The sequence below is a fragment of the Streptomyces sp. NPDC107654 genome, from assembly GCF_055639035.1.
Genome location: NZ_JBVKBI010000022.1, coordinates 71671 through 87014, shown reverse-complemented (window position 1 = coordinate 87014; position 15344 = coordinate 71671). Strand labels below are relative to the sequence as shown.

At 72.3% G+C, this 15344-nt stretch carries 11 protein-coding genes and 1 pseudogene; 7 read left to right on the top strand and 5 right to left on the bottom strand.

The window, feature by feature from the left end:
- Window positions 1-334 precede the first annotated feature (334 nt).
- From ACZ7N4_RS30450 to ACZ7N4_RS30425, 6 genes and pseudogenes are all read left to right on the top strand, one after another.
- Window positions 335-1105, top strand: a complete 771-nt coding sequence (locus tag ACZ7N4_RS30450) for a DeoR/GlpR family DNA-binding transcription regulator (RefSeq protein WP_471364377.1) — start codon at window positions 335-337, stop codon at window positions 1103-1105.
- Between the two features lie 87 nt (window positions 1106-1192).
- The gene (locus ACZ7N4_RS30445; protein ID WP_471364374.1) at window positions 1193-2563 is read left to right on the top strand and encodes an ABC transporter substrate-binding protein; all 1371 of its coding nucleotides are present in this window, start codon (window positions 1193-1195) and stop codon (window positions 2561-2563) included.
- Window positions 2560-3499 (top strand): annotated as a pseudogene (locus ACZ7N4_RS30440) (carbohydrate ABC transporter permease). Before ACZ7N4_RS30445 ends, ACZ7N4_RS30440 begins: the two are co-directional and overlap by 4 nt.
- A complete protein-coding gene (locus tag ACZ7N4_RS30435; protein WP_471364371.1) occupies window positions 3496-4323 on the top strand; it encodes a carbohydrate ABC transporter permease in 828 nt (275 codons plus the stop codon). Before ACZ7N4_RS30440 ends, ACZ7N4_RS30435 begins: the two are co-directional and overlap by 4 nt.
- Window positions 4320-5309 carry a zinc-dependent alcohol dehydrogenase family protein gene (locus ACZ7N4_RS30430; protein WP_471364368.1) on the top strand — a complete coding sequence of 330 codons (990 nt, stop codon included), beginning with the start codon at window positions 4320-4322 and terminating at the stop codon, window positions 5307-5309. The genes ACZ7N4_RS30435 and ACZ7N4_RS30430 overlap by 4 nt, the downstream gene beginning before the upstream one ends.
- A 70-nt stretch (window positions 5310-5379) precedes the next feature.
- Complete coding sequence (locus ACZ7N4_RS30425) at window positions 5380-6603, top strand: TerD family protein (protein WP_471364365.1); 1224 nt, start codon at window positions 5380-5382, stop codon at window positions 6601-6603.
- 72 nt (window positions 6604-6675) lie between these two features.
- On the opposite strand, the gene ACZ7N4_RS30420 is transcribed toward ACZ7N4_RS30425, so the two are convergent.
- The 4 genes from ACZ7N4_RS30420 to ACZ7N4_RS30405 all read right to left on the bottom strand — a co-directional run bounded on the left by ACZ7N4_RS30420 (window position 6676) and on the right by ACZ7N4_RS30405 (window position 12605).
- Window positions 6676-7248, bottom strand: a complete 573-nt coding sequence (locus ACZ7N4_RS30420; protein ID WP_471364362.1) for a TetR/AcrR family transcriptional regulator — start codon at window positions 7246-7248, stop codon at window positions 6676-6678.
- 100 nt (window positions 7249-7348) lie between these two features.
- Window positions 7349-8929 carry a TROVE domain-containing protein gene (locus ACZ7N4_RS30415; protein ID WP_471364360.1) on the bottom strand — a complete coding sequence of 527 codons (1581 nt, stop codon included), beginning with the start codon at window positions 8927-8929 and terminating at the stop codon, window positions 7349-7351.
- A gap of 373 nt (window positions 8930-9302) precedes the next feature.
- Window positions 9303-10754: an alkaline phosphatase PhoX gene (locus tag ACZ7N4_RS30410; RefSeq protein WP_471364356.1), complete on the bottom strand. Its 1452-nt coding sequence runs from the start codon at window positions 10752-10754 to the stop codon at window positions 9303-9305.
- A 426-nt stretch (window positions 10755-11180) separates the two neighbouring features.
- Window positions 11181-12605: a hypothetical protein gene (locus ACZ7N4_RS30405; RefSeq protein WP_471364351.1), complete on the bottom strand. Its 1425-nt coding sequence runs from the start codon at window positions 12603-12605 to the stop codon at window positions 11181-11183.
- 266 nt (window positions 12606-12871) lie between these two features.
- Between ACZ7N4_RS30405 and ACZ7N4_RS30400 the strand changes: the two genes are divergently transcribed.
- A complete protein-coding gene (locus ACZ7N4_RS30400; RefSeq protein ID WP_471364348.1) occupies window positions 12872-14698 on the top strand; it encodes an endonuclease/exonuclease/phosphatase family protein in 1827 nt (608 codons plus the stop codon).
- A gap of 101 nt (window positions 14699-14799) precedes the next feature.
- Here ACZ7N4_RS30400 and ACZ7N4_RS30395 read toward each other — a convergent pair whose 3' ends face one another.
- Window positions 14800-15333 carry a DUF3618 domain-containing protein gene (locus ACZ7N4_RS30395; protein ID WP_471364345.1) on the bottom strand — a complete coding sequence of 178 codons (534 nt, stop codon included), beginning with the start codon at window positions 15331-15333 and terminating at the stop codon, window positions 14800-14802.
- Window positions 15334-15344: the final 11 nt, after the last annotated feature.

The following is a 15344-nucleotide window of genomic DNA, read 5'->3' as shown; positions in this document are numbered from 1 at the left end:
CGGACCGCCGGCCCTCTCTCCGGCGGCGGCCTTCGCCGGCCTCGGGACGGTCCGGGCGGTCCCGGCGGTCCCGGGTCCCGGCGGCCGGAAACGATCGTCCACGCGCGCGGGCGGGCACCGAACGGGCCCGCCCGCCGCCGTGTCCGGGCATCCGCCGTGCCCGTTCCCACTCCGCCCCGGACAGCCGCGCAGGTCCGCGGCGGACACGGCCCGCGGGAAGCGGGCACAAGCGGGCAGTATCGGGCCCGCAACAGGCCTGGTCAGCGGTGCGCACCGGCGGTAGAACTTCCCCCATGGCCCGAACGGGCAGTTCCACAGGGAAGCGGGTGACGACATGGCCACCAGGACGACGGAAGAACGCCGGCGCGAGATCGTGCGGGCCGCCCGCGCCACCGGCTCGGTGGACGTCACCGCGCTGGCCGCCGCCCTCGGCGTGGCCAAGGAGACCGTCCGGCGCGATCTGCGCGTCCTGGAGGACCACGGATTGGTCCGCCGCACCCACGGCGGCGCCTACCCGGTGGAGAGCGCCGGCTTCGAGACGACCCTCGCCTTCCGCGCCACCAGCCATGTCCCCGAGAAGCGCCGGATCGCCGCCGCGGCGGCCGAGCTGCTCGGGGACGCCGAGACGGTCTTCGTCGACGAGGGCTTCACCCCGCAGCTCATCGCCGAGGCACTGCCCAGGGACCGGCCGCTGACCGTGGTCACCGCGTCCCTGCCAGTCGCGGGCGCCCTCGCGGAGGCCGACCGGGTCTCCGTGCTGCTGCTCGGCGGCCGGGTCCGCCCGGGCACGCTGGCCACCGTCGACCACTGGACGACGAAGATGCTGGCCGGCTTCGTGATCGACCTCGCCTACATCGGGGCCAACGGCATCTCCCGCGAACACGGCCTGACCACCCCCGATCCCGCGGTCGGGGAGGTCAAGGCACAGGCCGTCCGGGCCGCCCGCCGCACCGTCTTCGCGGGCGTGCACACCAAGTTCGGCGCGGTCGGCTTCTGCCGGTTCGCGGAGATCGGCGCGCTGGAGACGATCGTGACCAGCACGCTCCTCCCGGCCGCCGAGGCCCACCGCTACTCCCTGCTGGGCCCGCAGGTCATCCGGGTCTGATCCGCCGAACGCCCGCCCCCGCGGAGCGTTCCACCCCCGCTGACGCCCCTTATGTCCCCGTACTTCGCATACCTCCAGGAGCGATTCATGCGCACCCCGAGCCGACGGAGGCCGCGAGCCACGCTCGCCCTGGCCGCCGCAGGGACGCTGCTCGCCCCGCTGCTCTCCGGCTGCTGGGCCGGTGCCGGCGGGACCGGTTCCGGCGGCGACGCCATCAACGTCCTGATGGTCAACAACCCCCAGATGACCGAGCTGCAGAAGCTGACCGCCGCCCACTTCACCAAGGACACCGGCATCAAGGTCAACTTCACCGTCCTGCCCGAGAACGACGTCCGCGACAAGATCAGCCAGGACTTCGCCAACCAGGCCGGCCAGTACGACGTGGCCACCCTGTCCAACTACGAGATACCGGTCTACGCCCGCAACGGCTGGCTGCACGAGATGAACTCGTACGTCGCGAAGGACCCTTCGTACGACGAACAGGACGTCCTGAAGCCGATGCGCCAGTCCCTCACCGGCGACGACGGCCGGCTCTACGGGCAGCCCTTCTACGGCGAGTCCTCCTTCCTCATGTACCGCAAGGACGTGTTCGCGGCGAAGGGCCTGACGATGCCCGCCCGTCCCACCTGGCGGCAGGTCGCCGACCTGGCCGCGAAGGCGGACGGCGCCGTGCCCGGCATGCGGGGCATCTGCCTGCGCGGACTGCCCGGCTGGGGCGAGCTGACGGCACCGCTCACCACCGTCGTGAACACCTTCGGCGGCACCTGGTTCGACAAGGACTGGAAGGCCCGGCTCGACTCCCCCGCCTTCGAGGAGGCGACGAAGTTCTACGTCGGCCTCGTCCGCGCGCACGGCGAGTCCGGCGCCGCCCAGTCCGGCTTCGCCGAGTGCCTGAACAACATGACCCAGGGCAAGGTCGCCATGTGGTACGACGCCACCTCCGCGGCCGGACTGCTGGAGGCGGCCGGATCCCCGGTCAGGGGGAAGCTGGGCTACGCCCCCGCCCCCGTCGAGCGCACCCGGTCCTCCGGCTGGCTCTACACCTGGGCCTGGGGCATCCAGCAGTCCTCCCGCAACCCCGACAAGGCCTGGAAGTTCGTCTCCTGGGCGTCGGGCAAGGGCTACGAGCGGCTGGTCGGCGAGACCAGCGGCTGGTCGAACGTCCCGGCCGGCAAACGGGCGTCGACCTACGCCGACCCCGACTACCGCAAGTCTGCCGCCGCGTTCCAGGAGACGACCAGGGAGGCCATCGAGAGCGCCCGGCCGGACGACCCCGGCGTGCAGCCGCGGCCCGCGCCCGGCATCCAGTTCGTCGGCATCCCCGAGTTCACCGACCTCGGCACCAGGGTCTCGCAGGAGATCAGCGCGGCCATCGCCGGACGCCGGTCCGTGGAGGCCGCCTTGAAGACATCGCAGGCGCTCGCCGAGAAGATCTCGAAGGAGTACGAGGGACGATGACAGCGACGACCACGGCCCCCCCTCGCGGCCGCCCCCGGGAGAACGGCCCGGCAGCCCTCGGCCCGGCTGCGCGCCTGGGCCACCCGCGCCCCGCTGCTGCCCGCCCTCGTCTTCATGATCGCGGTCACCCAGCTGCCGTTCGTGGCCACGCTGGTGATCTCCTTCTTCGACTGGAACGCCCTCTATCCCAAGGCCCGCCGCTTCACCGGCCTGGACAACTACCGCCAGGTGCTGACCGACGCCGGCCTGCGCCACTCGGTCTGGACGACCGTGCTGCTCACGGCGGCGGTGGTGCTGGCCAGCCTGGTCCTGGGGCTTACGCTGGCACTGCTGCTGGACCGGAGGTTCCGCGGCCGGGGCATCGTGCGCACCCTGCTCATCGCGCCCTTCCTGGTGGTGCCGGTCGCCGCGGCCCTGCTCTGGAAACATGTCCTCTACAACCCCGAATACGGCTTGTTCAACGGGTTGCTGCACTCTGTGGGCGGCCCACAGCCGGACTGGGTCTCCCGCACCCCGCTGCTCGCGGTCGAGGCCTCCCTGGTGTGGCAGTGGACGCCGTTCATGATGCTGATCCTGCTGGCCGGCCTGCAGAGCCGGGACCAGCAGCAGATCGAGGCCGCCCGGGTCGACGGCGCGGGCGGCTGGCAGATCTTCCGCCACCTCACCCTCCCGCACCTGCGCCGCTACCTCGAACTCGGCGCCCTGCTGGGCTCGATTTACATCGTCCAGAACTTCGACGCGGTCTTCACGATCACGTCCGGCGGACTCGGCACCGCCAACCTGCCCTACACCGTCTACCAGAGCTTCTACCAGGCCCACGAGAACGGCCTGGCCTCGGCCGCCGGCGTCCTCGTCGTCATCGGCTCGATCGTCATCGCGACCTTCGCGCTGCGCGTGGTGTCGTCCCTGTTCCGCGAGGAGGTGTCCCGCGCATGAACGCCGTACTGCGCCGTCACGGGCTCGGCCTGCTGGCCTGGCTCGCCGGGATCGTGTTCTTCCTGCCGATCGCGTGGATGGCCCTGACGTCCTTCCACTCCGAGGCGGACGCGGCGACGAACCCGCCGTCCTTCGCCGCCTCCCCGACCCTCGACGGCTACCGCGAGTTCTTCGGCAGCGGCGGCGGAGCGAGCCCGTGGCCCGCGCTCGTCAACTCCGCGGTGGCCTCGGTCGCCTCCACGCTCCTCGTCCTGCTGCTGGCCCTGCCGGCCGCCTACGCGCTGTCGATCCGGCCGGTGAGGAAGTGGACGGACGTCCTGTTCTTCTTCCTCTCCACGAAGATGCTGCCGGCCGTGGCGGGCCTTCTCCCCCTCTACCTGTTCGCCAGGAACACCGGGCTCCTCGACAACATCTGGCTGCTGGTCGTCCTCTACACCTCCATGAACCTGCCGATCGCGGTCTGGATGATGCAGTCCTTCCTCGCCGAGGTGCCGGTCGCGGTCATCGAGGCGGCGCGGGTCGACGGCGCCCGGCTGCCGACGGTCCTCGCGCGCGTGGTGGCCCCGATCGCCCTGCCCGGCATCGCCGCCACCGCCCTGATCTGCTTCATCTTCAGCTGGAACGAACTGCTCTTCGCCCGGGTCCTCACGGGCGTGGTCGCCGAGACCGCCCCCGTCTTCCTGACCGGCTTCATCACCAGCCAGGGCCTGTTCCTGGCCAAGGTGTGCGCCGCGTCGCTCGTCATCTCCCTGCCGGTGCTCGCCGCGGGGTTCGCCGCCCAGGACAAGCTGGTCCAGGGCCTTTCGTTGGGAGCCGTGAAATGAAGGCCGCCGTCATCGAGTCCGTGGGCCGCGCCGTCGTCACCGAGGTCCCCGACCCGACGCCCGGCCCCCGCGAGGTCGTCGTCGAGGTCGCGGCGTGCGGCCTGTGCGGCACCGACCTGCACATCCTCCAGGGCGAGTTCGCGCCGAAGCTGCCGATCGTCCCCGGACACGAGTTCGCGGGCGAGGTCGTCGGGGTCGGCACCCGGGTCACGGAGGTGTCGGTGGGCGACCGGGTCGCGGTGGACCCGTCCCTGTACTGCCACGAGTGCCGGTACTGCCGCACCGGCCACAACAACCTGTGCGAGCGGTGGGCCGCGATCGGCGTGACGACGGCGGGCGGAGCGGCGCGCTACGCGGTGGCCCCGGCCGCCAACTGCGTGAAGCTGCCCGAGCACGTGCGCACCGAGGACGCGGCCCTGGTGGAGCCCCTGTCCTGCGCGGTCCGCGGCTACGACGTGCTGCGCTCCCGGCTCGGCGCGCACGTGCTGGTCTACGGCTCCGGAACCATGGGCCTGATGATGCTGGAGCTGGCCAAGCGGACGGGCGCGGCGAGCGTGGACGTGGTCGACGTCAACCCCGCCCGGCTGGAGACGGCCCGCCTCCTCGGGGTCTCGGCCGCCGCGACGCACGCCGACGAACTCGACCGGCCGCAGGGCTGGGACGTGGTGGTCGACGCGACCGGCAACGCGGCGGCGATCCAGGACGGTCTGGACCGGGTGGCGAAGGCGGGCACGTTCCTGCAGTTCGGGGTGGCGGACTACGCGACACGGGTGACGATCGACCCGTACCGGATCTACAACCAGGAGATCACGATCACCGGCTCCATGGCGGTGCTGCACAGCTTCGAGCGGGCGGCGGAGCTGTTCGCGAACGGGGTGCTCGACCCGGCCGTCCTCATCAGCGACCGGATCCCGCTGGAGCGGTACCCGCAGGCGCTGGAGCGGTTCGCGGCGGGGGTGGGGCGGAAGATCGTGGTGGTGCCGTAGGCCGTTCGACGGGTTCCGGCCGGTAAGGGAACGGTAAAGCGGTGTCGTTCGTTCACCCGGCATGACAGCTATGACCCCTGGCTCGAACATCCCTCTCCCGGCCGCGCGCGTGACGGTGGACGTGACCGCTCCGGTGCGGCTCGACGTGTCGGGCCTGCTGCTCACCGGTGACGGCAAGGTGCGGTCCGACGGCGATTTCATCTTCTACAACCAGCCCACGGGACCGGGCGTGACGTACCGCTCGGGTGGCGGTACGGCGCCTGACGCGGTCACGGTCGACACCGCCGCCGTGCCGCCGGAGATCGAGAAGATCGTCGTCACGGCCAGTCCGGACGCGGCCGGGCAGTCCTTCCAGGGCATCGAGCCGACGGCCACGATCCGGGACGAGGACGGGGGCGCCGTGCTGGCGACGTTCACGCCGCCGCAGCTCGGCACCGAGACCGCGCTGGTCATCGTGGAGATCTACCGCCGGGGCGGCCAGTGGAAGGCGCGGGCCGTCGGCCAGGGTTACGCCGACGGGCTCGCGGGCATCGCGACGGACTTCGGCGTCACGGTGGAGGAGCCGGCCGCCGCCCAGGCCGCACCGCCGCAGCCGGCCGCCGCCCCCGCGGCCCCGCCGCAGCCGGCCGGCCCGCCCCCGGCCGCCGTGCGGCCGCCGGTCGCCCCGCCCGCGCCCCCGATGCCCGCGGCCCCGGCCGCGCCCGCGCCGGGTGCCGGGAAGATCAACCTGGACAAGGGCCGGGTCAGCCTGCAGAAGAACCAGACCGTCTCCCTGGTCAAGGACGGCCGGCCGCTGCTGTCGCAGGTGCGGATGGGCCTCGGCTGGGAGCCGGCGTTCCGGGGCAAGGACATCGACCTGGACGCCTCGGTCATCGCCTACGGCCCGCAGCGCAACCACATCGACAGCTGCTACTTCGGCAAGCTGACGATCCTGAACGGCGCCGTCCGCCACTCCGGGGACAACCTGACCGGTGAGGGCGGGGGCGACGACGAGGTCATCACCGTCGACCTCGGCCGGCTGCCCCAGGAGGTCACCGGGCTGGTGTTCACGGTCAACTCCTTCTCCGGGCAGAAGTTCACGGAGGTCGCGAAGGCCTACTGCCGGCTGGTCGACGCGGCCACCGGCGAGGAGCTGGTCCGTTTCGACCTCACCGGTGCGGAGCCGCAGACGGGCGTGATGATGGCCAAGCTGATCCGCCAGTTCTCCGGGGAGTGGGACATGACGGCGGTGGGCGACTTCGTGAAGGCCCGCACGGTGCGGAACATGGTGGACCCGGGGGCCCGCGCCCTGTAGGCCGACGCGCCCCGGCGTGCCGAGGCCGCCGCGCGCCCCTGCCGGCGCGGGCGGCCCCCGGCCGCCGTCGTCTCAGCCGACCCGCAGCCCCTCCGTCAGCAGGCGCAGATAGCGGCGGATCTGCCCCGGCTCCCCCTGCGCCAGCTCCGCCGCCATGGCGACGCCGTGCGCCAGGCGCAGGACCTCGATCGGCTGCACATCGGCCCGCAGCGAGCCCTCGGCCTGTGCCGCGTCCACCAGCCGGGCCGCCGCACCCTTCACGACGGTCCCGCAGGCGGGCGGTGCCGCCGCGCCGCTCCCGTCCGTCACCGCCGAGCTGAGCAGGGCCTTCATCCCCCGCACCTGGAGGGTGGCGACCGCCAGTTCGTACAGCCACTCCGTGAGCGCCTCGCCCGGCGGCAGTTCCTTCGCCAGTTCGCCGGCGCGCACGCCGAGCGCCTCGATCCGGTCGACGTACGCCGCCTCCAGCAGTGTCCGGCGGGTCGGGAAGTGCCGGTAGAGCGTGCCCGAGCCGACGCCCGCGCGCTTGGCGATGTCGTCGAGCGACGCGTTCTCGCCGTGCTCGGCGAAGGCCTCCGCCGCCACCTTCAGCAACCGCTCGTAGTTGCGCCGAGCGTCCGCGCGCATGGGCCTGCCCTGCGTCATCGACTCACTCCTTGCAGACCGGGGACCCTCTCCACAGCTTATCGAGCAGGCAAGCGGAGACCATGTGCCGTGGACGGGACCGTGCGGTCCGGCTCCGCGCTCAGGCCTGCCACGGCCAGTGACCGTCCCGGCCGCTCTCCAGCAGCGGGACGATGCGGAACGCGGCGTCGGAGAGGCCGCCGAAGGTGTGCCGGTCGCCCGTGCCCGAGGGGCCGTGGCCGGCGCGGTAGCCCTCCAGGTTCCAGGTGTAGACCGGGACGTGGTCCGGGACCTGGGCGACGGGGTCGCCGTGCCGGTGCGGGGTGTACTGCTCGTCGGTGACGATCAGCACCCGGTCGTGGCCCCGGTAGTGCCGGCGCACCGCCTCGGTGGTGTCGGTGCCGCCGAGGTCGCCGAAGCGCTCCAGGACCTTCAGGACCGACTCGCCCGTGCGGAACGGCACCTTGGCGCTGGTCGAGCCGAACTGCACGAGGTCGGCGTCGGCCGCCCGCAGGGCGAGGGCGGTGCCGAAGACCGCCGCCGCGTCGGCCCGGCTGAGCTCGGAGCGCTTGGAGACCCGCGACCAGAACATGGAGCCGGAGCGGTCCACCAGCACGAGGGTGCGGCCCGGCAGCGCGGGCACGTTGGCCAGCGAGTGGCCGAGCGCCTGCTCCAGCGGGTACGACCAGCGCAGCGAGGGCGCGTGCCGGTACGCGGCCAGGTAGCGGAAGGGGAACTGCCGCGAGCGGCGCACCTCGTGCGGATCGCTGATCCGCGCGGCGGCCCGGGCGGCGACCTCGTCCGACACCCCGGCCTCGTCGAAGTTGCGCAGGTTGCGGACGAGCGCCATCGTGCCCATGGACGGGATCACGGCCTCCCAGGCCGCCTTGTCCATCGGCCCCTGGAGCCAGCCGGCCAGCGCCTCCCAGGTGAGGCCGGCCGCCGCCAGCCGCTCGGCGCCGTCGGGCGAGGTGACGACCTCACGCCGCCGCTCGACGGGCAGCGCCGTCAGCTCCCCGTGCAGGCCGAGCGCCGGCAGCGAGGCGGGCGGCACGGCGGTGTCCGGGTGGTGGCGCCGGTCGAGCGCGTACCGGAACAGGTCGCCCTGCCACGGCTTGTCGGGGTCCGGTGCGGCGTGCACCAGGTTGAGGACGTCGCCGAAGCGGTAGCCCCTGGACGCGGTGTCGTACTTGAGCAGGGACCTGACGTGGTAGAGCCGTCGTACGGCGTCGGCGATGCCGCGCTTGACGGGCTTGGGGACGGCGCGGCCGTACCTCGACGTCCAGTACGCGAGCAGTTCGCCGGGCTCGTCGGGGCGCTGCAGCACCGAGGCCACGACCTGCCGGTTCGACGGGCCGTCGGCGGCCCCGGCCGCGAGCCGTGCGTGGACGTACTCGGCGGCGCCGACGAGCGACGCGGCGCGCATGCTGCCGTCGCCGCGCAGCCAGCCGAGCAGGCCGGCCGTCCACTCCGGGTCGCGCACGGCGAGGTCGCGGACGAGGCGGGTGAAGCGGGTGTCGCGGTCCCCGGCGCTCTCGTAGAAGGTGTCCGCGAGGAAGTGGGACACGGCCAGCAGGAACAGCTCCGAACGCGGATCGCGCTCATGGCCCCGGCCGCCCTGGTGGGTGCGCAGGGTGCGGCCCGTGGACGTGACGGCCGATGCCGGCCGCGCCTTGGCGGCACGCGTGTTGAACCGCGCCATGGTGAATTTCCCCCCGAATTCGCCGAATCAGTTTCCGTTCCGGAGGGAGGCGCAACAAATGGAGGGTGTCCGAGGTCGGAAGTCGGCGGCGGACTTTAGCCAGATACTCTACCCATTGAGCTACACCGACCCGAAGTCGATGACGGGACTCGAACCCGCAACCCTCCGATCCAGTGAAGTAACCGTTGCCTGCGCACCGGACACCCACCATGAGCTGCGCCTCCCGAGATCATGTCGGCTGCGGTCGGTGATTTCCAGAAAGGGAAGTAACCGCTGCCCTCGCACCGGGAGGTGCGTGACGTTCTGATCTCACTGTAGGAGGCGCAGCATCGGGCGTGCGAGCGAATTAACGGGCGCTCGTGGCGTTACCGACTCACCGCTTGTGCCGCTTCCAGGGGCCGGTGATGGCGAGCATGATGCCGGGCGTCTGGATGTTGGCGAAGAGGGTCCTGCCGTCGGGCGAGAAGGTGACGCCGGTGAACTCGCTGTATTCCGGCGCCTCCGCGGTCCCGATGTTCAGCTCGTTGCGGGCGATCGGGTAGGTCCGGCCGCTCTCGGTGGCCCCGAACAGGTGCTGGACGCCCTCGCCGTCCTCGGCGATGACCAGGCCGCCGTACGGGGAGACGGTGATGTTGTCGGGGCCGTCGAAGGCACCGTCCTCGGCCGGGGCCGGATTGACGCCGAGCAGCACCTTCAGGGTCAGCGTGCGGCGCTTGGGGTCGTAGAACCAGACCTGGCCGTCGTGCTGGACCGGGCTCTCCGAGCGGGCGAAGGAGGAGACGACGTAGACGCCCTCGTCGCCCCACCACATGCCCTCCAGCTTGCGGGCGCGGGTGACCTGGCCGTCGGTGAACTGCTTGCGCACCGAGACGGTCCGGGCGTCGCGGTCCGGGACGTCCACCCAGTCGACGCCGTACACGGTGCCGGTCTTGGTGGCGCGGGACAGGTCGTCCACGAACTTGCCGCCGGAGTCGAAGCACTTGAACGCCTGGAGCACGCCCGCGTCGGCGGCGAGGGTGCGCAGCCTGCCGCGGCCGTGGCGGAAGCCCTCCGGCGGGGTCCAGCGGTAGAACAGGCCGTTGGGGCCGGAGGCGTCCTCGGTGAGGTAGAGGTGGCCGCGCTTGGGGTCGACCACGACGGCCTCGTGGGCGTAGCGGCCCAGGGCCTTGATCGGCTTCGGGTCGCGGTTGACCCGGCGGTCCTCCGGGTCGACCTCGAAGACGTAGCCGTGGTCCTTGGTGAAACCGTTCTTGCCGGCCTTGTCCTCGGTCTCCTCGCAGGTCAGCCAGGTGCCCCACGGGGTGCTGCCGCCCGCGCAGTTGGTGGCGGTGCCGGCGATGCCCACCCACTCGGCGACCTGGCCGCCGCGACGGACCTCGACGACGGTGCAGCCGCCGGCCGCCGCCGGGTCGTAGACCAGGCCCTCGGTGAGCGGGACCGGGTGCGGCCAGTTGGCGCGGGCACCGGCCAGCTCGTGGTTGTTGACGAGCAGGGTGGTGCCGCGGGGGCCCTCGAAGGTGGCCGTGCCGTCGTGGTTGGACGGGGTGAACTCTCCGGACTCCAGCCTGGTCCTGCCGCTGTAGGTGATGATCTCGTAACGGAAGCCGGCGGGCAGGGCGAGGATGCCGTTCGGGTCGGCGATCAGCGGGCCGTAGCCGACGCCGTGGTGGTGGCCCCCGTGCGCGAAGTCGGTCCCGGCGCTCTCGTCGTCCGTGGCGGCGAGGGCGTTCGGCGCGGTGGCGAGGGCGCCGACGCTGCCCGCGAGGGCGACCCCGGCCCCGGTGATCGCGGATTTTCTGGCGAAGTCCCTGCGGGTGAGCGACATGGTGTCTCCTGTGACGACGGGGTGGCGGTGCCGTGGAGGGTGGGGGGCCTCGTTCGGCGCACACGCTCCCGTCCGGCTGTGAACGGGGGTTGAACGCCGGGCTACCGCCAGGGCGCCTGTTCCATGAATCCGTCTGCACTGCCCCATCGCCGGGAAAAGCACCCGGGACGGCCGCCGGGAGAGCACCCGGCACGGCCGCCGGGAGAGCACCCGGACCGTAACCGGGAAAGCACCCGGAACCGTCACCGGGGGGAGAGCCTGCGGGCCGTCGCGGGGAAAGGACCCGAGCCGTCACCGGAAAGAGCACCCGAACGGTTGCCCAGGAAGAGCACCTGAGCCGCCACGAGGAAAGCACCCGGGCCGTCACCGGGGAGAAGCGACAGGAGGAGCGACCGGCCGGTACCGGCACCGGCACCGGCCGTGGCGTCAGTTCCCCTGCTGCGAGCGTGCCTTGAACGCGGCCTTGCGGGCCTCCTTGGCCACCTTCTTGTCGGGGTGGAGGCGGCCCATCGCGTCCAGCACCTCGGCGGTGGCGGGGTGCTCCACCCGCCAGGCCGCCGCGAAGAACCCGCTGTGCTGCGCGGCGAGCCCCTCGACCAGGGCCCGCAGTTCCTCGGAGTTGCCCTCGGCCGCCAGCTGTGCGGCCAGCGTGTCGACGGTCAGCCAGAACACCATGTCCTCGGGCGGCGCCGGCACGTCGGCGGCACCTCGCTCGCTGAGCCACACCCGGGCGAGTCCGCCCAGCTCGGGGTCGTCCAGCACCTCGCGCAGCGCGGGTTCGGCCTCCATGCCCAGCAGCGACAGCGCCTGCTGGCAGCACAGCCTGCGCAGCGGGGCACCGGCGTCCGCGCCGCGGGCCGCGGCGAGCAACTCCCGGGCGGCCTTGAGCGGTTCGCGGCGGGTGAGCCACTGCTCGGTCTCGGCGCGGGCGGCGGACCGGCCGAACCGGGCGGTGCCGTCGAGCAGCGCGTCCGCGCCCTTGTCGGCCAGCTCCCCGACGACCGGGGCCGCGAACCCGGCCTCCAGCAGCCGGGCGCGCAGCCCGTACACGCCGAGCGGGGTGAGCCGGACCATGCCGTAGCGGGAGACGTCGGTGTCGTCCAGCGCGGCGGGTTCCTCGTCGGCGTCGGCCATCAGCGCCTCGTCCACCGGCTGGTAGGCGACGAGCCCGACCGGTTCCAGCGCCCGGAACTGGTCGTCCAGCCGCATCATGGCGTCGGAGACCTGCTCCAGGACGTCGTTGGTGGGCTCGCCCATGTCGTCGGGGACGATCATGGAGGCGGCGAGGGCGGGCAGCGGGACGGGGGTGTCGCCGGAGCCGTCCTCACTGACGGTCAGCAGGTAGAGGTTGCCGAGGACGCCGTCGAGGAAATCCGCCTCGGCCTCGGGGTCCCAGTCGAGTGACGAGAAATCGACCTCGCCGCCGTGGTCCAGCGCGTCGACCAGGTCGTCCAGGTCGGGGACGGCCGCGTCGGCGATGACGGTCTCCAGGGCGGCGAGCCACACGGTGAGCACATCGCTCGGGGAGCCGCCGGTGAGCAGCGTCAGCTCCTCGCCGGCCCGGACGGTGCCGGCCTCCTCGTCCACGATCTCGACCAGGCCGGTGTCCACGGCGACCCGCCAGGCCTCGCCGGCGTACGCGGTGGCGTCGTCACCGGTGAGTCCGAGCAGTTCGGCGGCGGCCGGCAGCTGCTCCTCGACCAGTACGCCGCCGGCGTCCACACGGGTGTCGGGGCCGGCCCAGCGGGCGAGGCGGGCGGCTCGGGAGAGCACCGGCGTGGACAGCGCGGCGCGCGCCAGCTCCGCTTCGGGGTGCAGCCGTACGGGCGGCAGGGGGGAGCTGTCTGACATCGGCTGGTTCTCCTCGGACCGTGAACGGGCTCAGCCGCTCAGCCTAGACGGATTTCCACCCATGCCGCCCGGTTCATCTCCCCGTAAGCAGTCGTACATGGCCGAAACCTTGACAACTCCCCGCGCCAGGCAGGAGATTGACGCGCGTAGAAGTTGGGGGGACAACTGTTCACTCGGCTCTATGCGTGTCACGCAGGGCCACGAGCCCGGCACGCTCCCGTTCCACCCTCGTCCCGGCGCATCGTCACGTCCCCGGAGGGATCCCCTTGCCGAGCAGGTCTTCCGCGCGCCTCGCCGCGCTCACCGTCGCCGCCGTCTGTTCCGCCGCGTCGGCCGTCGTCCTCACCTCCCCCGCCCACGCCGACTCGGTGCGGATCCACGACATCCAGGGCACCACCCGGATGTCCCCGTTCGCGGGACAGAAGGTGACGGACGTCCCCGGCGTCGTCACGGCCACGCGCACCTACGGCTCCTCCAAGGGCTTCTGGCTCCAGGACCCGACGCCGGACGACAACCCGGCCACCAGCGAGGGCGTGTTCGTCTTCACCAGCTCGGCGCCGAAGGTCGCGGTCGGTGACGCGGTGACGGTGACCGGCACGGTCTCCGAGTACGTCCCGGGCGGCACCTCGTCCGGGAACCAGTCGGTGACGGAGATCACCAAGCCGACGGTCACCACGGTCTCCACCGGCAACGCGGTCCCGGCGCCGGTCGTCGTGGACGAGGACGCGGTGCCGGACGCGTACGCCCCGTCGGGCGACAGCGCCGCGGCGGGCTCGATCAACGGACTCGCGCTGGACTCGTCGGCGTACGCCCTGGACTACTACGAGTCCCTGGAGGGCATGAACGTCCAGGTCGGCGACGCCCGCGTGGTCACCGCGACCGACCCGTACAGCGAGCTGTGGGTCACCGTGAAGCCGTGGGAGCACCGCAGCCGCCGCGGCGGCACGGTCTACGGCTCCTACGACGCGCAGAACACCGGCCGGCTCCAGATCCAGTCGCTGGGCGCGACCGCCGACTTCCCGAAGGCGGACGTCGGCGACACCCTCCGGGGGGCCACCACCGGCCCGCTGGACTTCAACCAGTTCGGCGGCTACACCCTGGTCGCGAGCAGGCTCGGCACGCTGGAGAGCGGCGGCCTGGAGCGTGAGACGACCCGGAAGCAGTCGGGCCGCGAGCTGGCGGTGGCGACGTACAACGTGGAGAACCTCGACCCGTCGGACGCCACCTTCGACAAGCACGCCTCCGCGATCGTGCACAACCTCCAGTCGCCCGACATCGTGTCCCTGGAGGAGATCCAGGACAACAACGGCGCCAAGGACGACGGCACGGTCGACGCGGACCAGACCGTGACCAAGCTGATCGACGCCATCGCCGCGGCGGGCGGCCCGACGTACGACTGGCGCTCGATCAACCCGGTCAACGACCAGGACGGCGGCGAGCCCGGCGGCAACATCCGCCAGGTGTTCCTGTTCAACCCGGAGCGGGTCTCCTTCACCGACCGCGCGGGCGGCGACTCGACCACCGCGGTCGGCGTCACCAAGGTGCACGGCAAGGCGCGGCTGACGGCCTCCCCGGGCCGGATCGACCCGGCGAACACGGCCTGGAACAACAGCCGCAAGCCGCTCGCGGGCGAGTTCGTCTTCCGCGGCAAGACCGTGTTCGTGATCGCCAACCACCTCAACTCCAAGGGCGGCGACCAGGGCCTGACCTCGCAGTACCAGCCGCCGGTGCGCAGCTCGGAGATCCAGCGGCACGCGCAGGCGACCGCGGTGAACACGTTCGTCAAGGACATCCTGTCCGCGCAGAAGAACGCGGAGGTCGTCGCGCTCGGCGACATGAACGACTTCGAGTTCTCCGGGACCGCGGAGATCCTGGAGGGCGACGGCGAGCTGTGGTCGGCGATCAAGTCGCTGCCCAGGAGCGAGCGCTACACCTACGACTACCAGGGCAACCAGCAGGTCCTGGACCAGATCCTGGTCAGCCCGGCGATCCGCCGCGGCTGCGACCTCGCGTACGACAGCGTGCACATCAACTCGGAGTTCCACGACCAGATCAGCGACCACGACCCGCAGGTGCTGCGGTTCCGTCCCTGAGCAGGCGGCGGGGCCGGCCGGACGAGGTGTCCGGCCGGCCCCGTCGTACCGCGGTCAGTGCCATGACCGGTGCGCGGCCACTGCCGTGACCGGTGCCGTGGTCACTGGCGGCGGTCGATGCGGCGCCAGATCACGGCGGCGCCGACGATGGCGGCGCCCGCCGCGCCCAGGATCAGTGCCGGGCGCGGATTCCGTGCGGCGGTGCCCATGACGGACCGCACCGACCGCGGTGCCCGCACGTCGTGCCGTGCGGCACGCCCGGCCCGCAGTGCCCGGTCCCGCACGGTGTGCGAGCCGTGTCCGGCCCGCTCCTGCACCAGATGACCGGCCTTCGCCATGCTCTCCTGCGCGGTGTGGCCCACCTGGGCGGCCCGTTCCTGCACCAGGTGGCCCGCCCGGAGCGCCCGGTCCTGCACGCCGTGCCCCGCCTGTGCGGCGCCGGCGCGCAGCTGGACGGTCATGGCGCCGGCCTTGTCCATCAGGTCGACGGCCCGTACCCGGGCCCTGTCCTTCACCTCGGCCCGGCCCGTCATCTGAGCGACCGTGTCGCCGAGCCGGTGCCGTGCCTGCTCGATCTGCTGCCGTAGCTCGTCGGGGCCCTTGGCGCCCGAGCGGTGCGCGTTCCTGTGCCTCATCGGTATGCCGC

Excerpts from the sequence above, each read along its gene's own strand:
- ACZ7N4_RS30450 (WP_471364377.1), top strand. The coding sequence starts at position 335 with ATGGCCACCAGGACGACGGAAGAACGCCGGCGCGAGATCGTGCGGGCC.
- ACZ7N4_RS30445 (WP_471364374.1), top strand. The coding sequence starts at position 1,193 with ATGCGCACCCCGAGCCGACGGAGGCCGCGAGCCACGCTCGCCCTGGCC.
- ACZ7N4_RS30435 (WP_471364371.1), top strand. The coding sequence starts at position 3,496 with ATGAACGCCGTACTGCGCCGTCACGGGCTCGGCCTGCTGGCCTGGCTC.
- ACZ7N4_RS30430 (WP_471364368.1), top strand. The coding sequence starts at position 4,320 with ATGAAGGCCGCCGTCATCGAGTCCGTGGGCCGCGCCGTCGTCACCGAG.
- ACZ7N4_RS30425 (WP_471364365.1), top strand. The coding sequence starts at position 5,380 with ATGACCCCTGGCTCGAACATCCCTCTCCCGGCCGCGCGCGTGACGGTG.
- ACZ7N4_RS30420 (WP_471364362.1), bottom strand. The coding sequence starts at position 7,248 with ATGACGCAGGGCAGGCCCATGCGCGCGGACGCTCGGCGCAACTACGAG.
- ACZ7N4_RS30415 (WP_471364360.1), bottom strand. The coding sequence starts at position 8,929 with ATGGCGCGGTTCAACACGCGTGCCGCCAAGGCGCGGCCGGCATCGGCC.
- ACZ7N4_RS30410 (WP_471364356.1), bottom strand. The coding sequence starts at position 10,754 with ATGTCGCTCACCCGCAGGGACTTCGCCAGAAAATCCGCGATCACCGGG.
- ACZ7N4_RS30405 (WP_471364351.1), bottom strand. The coding sequence starts at position 12,605 with ATGTCAGACAGCTCCCCCCTGCCGCCCGTACGGCTGCACCCCGAAGCG.
- ACZ7N4_RS30395 (WP_471364345.1), bottom strand. The coding sequence starts at position 15,333 with ATGAGGCACAGGAACGCGCACCGCTCGGGCGCCAAGGGCCCCGACGAG.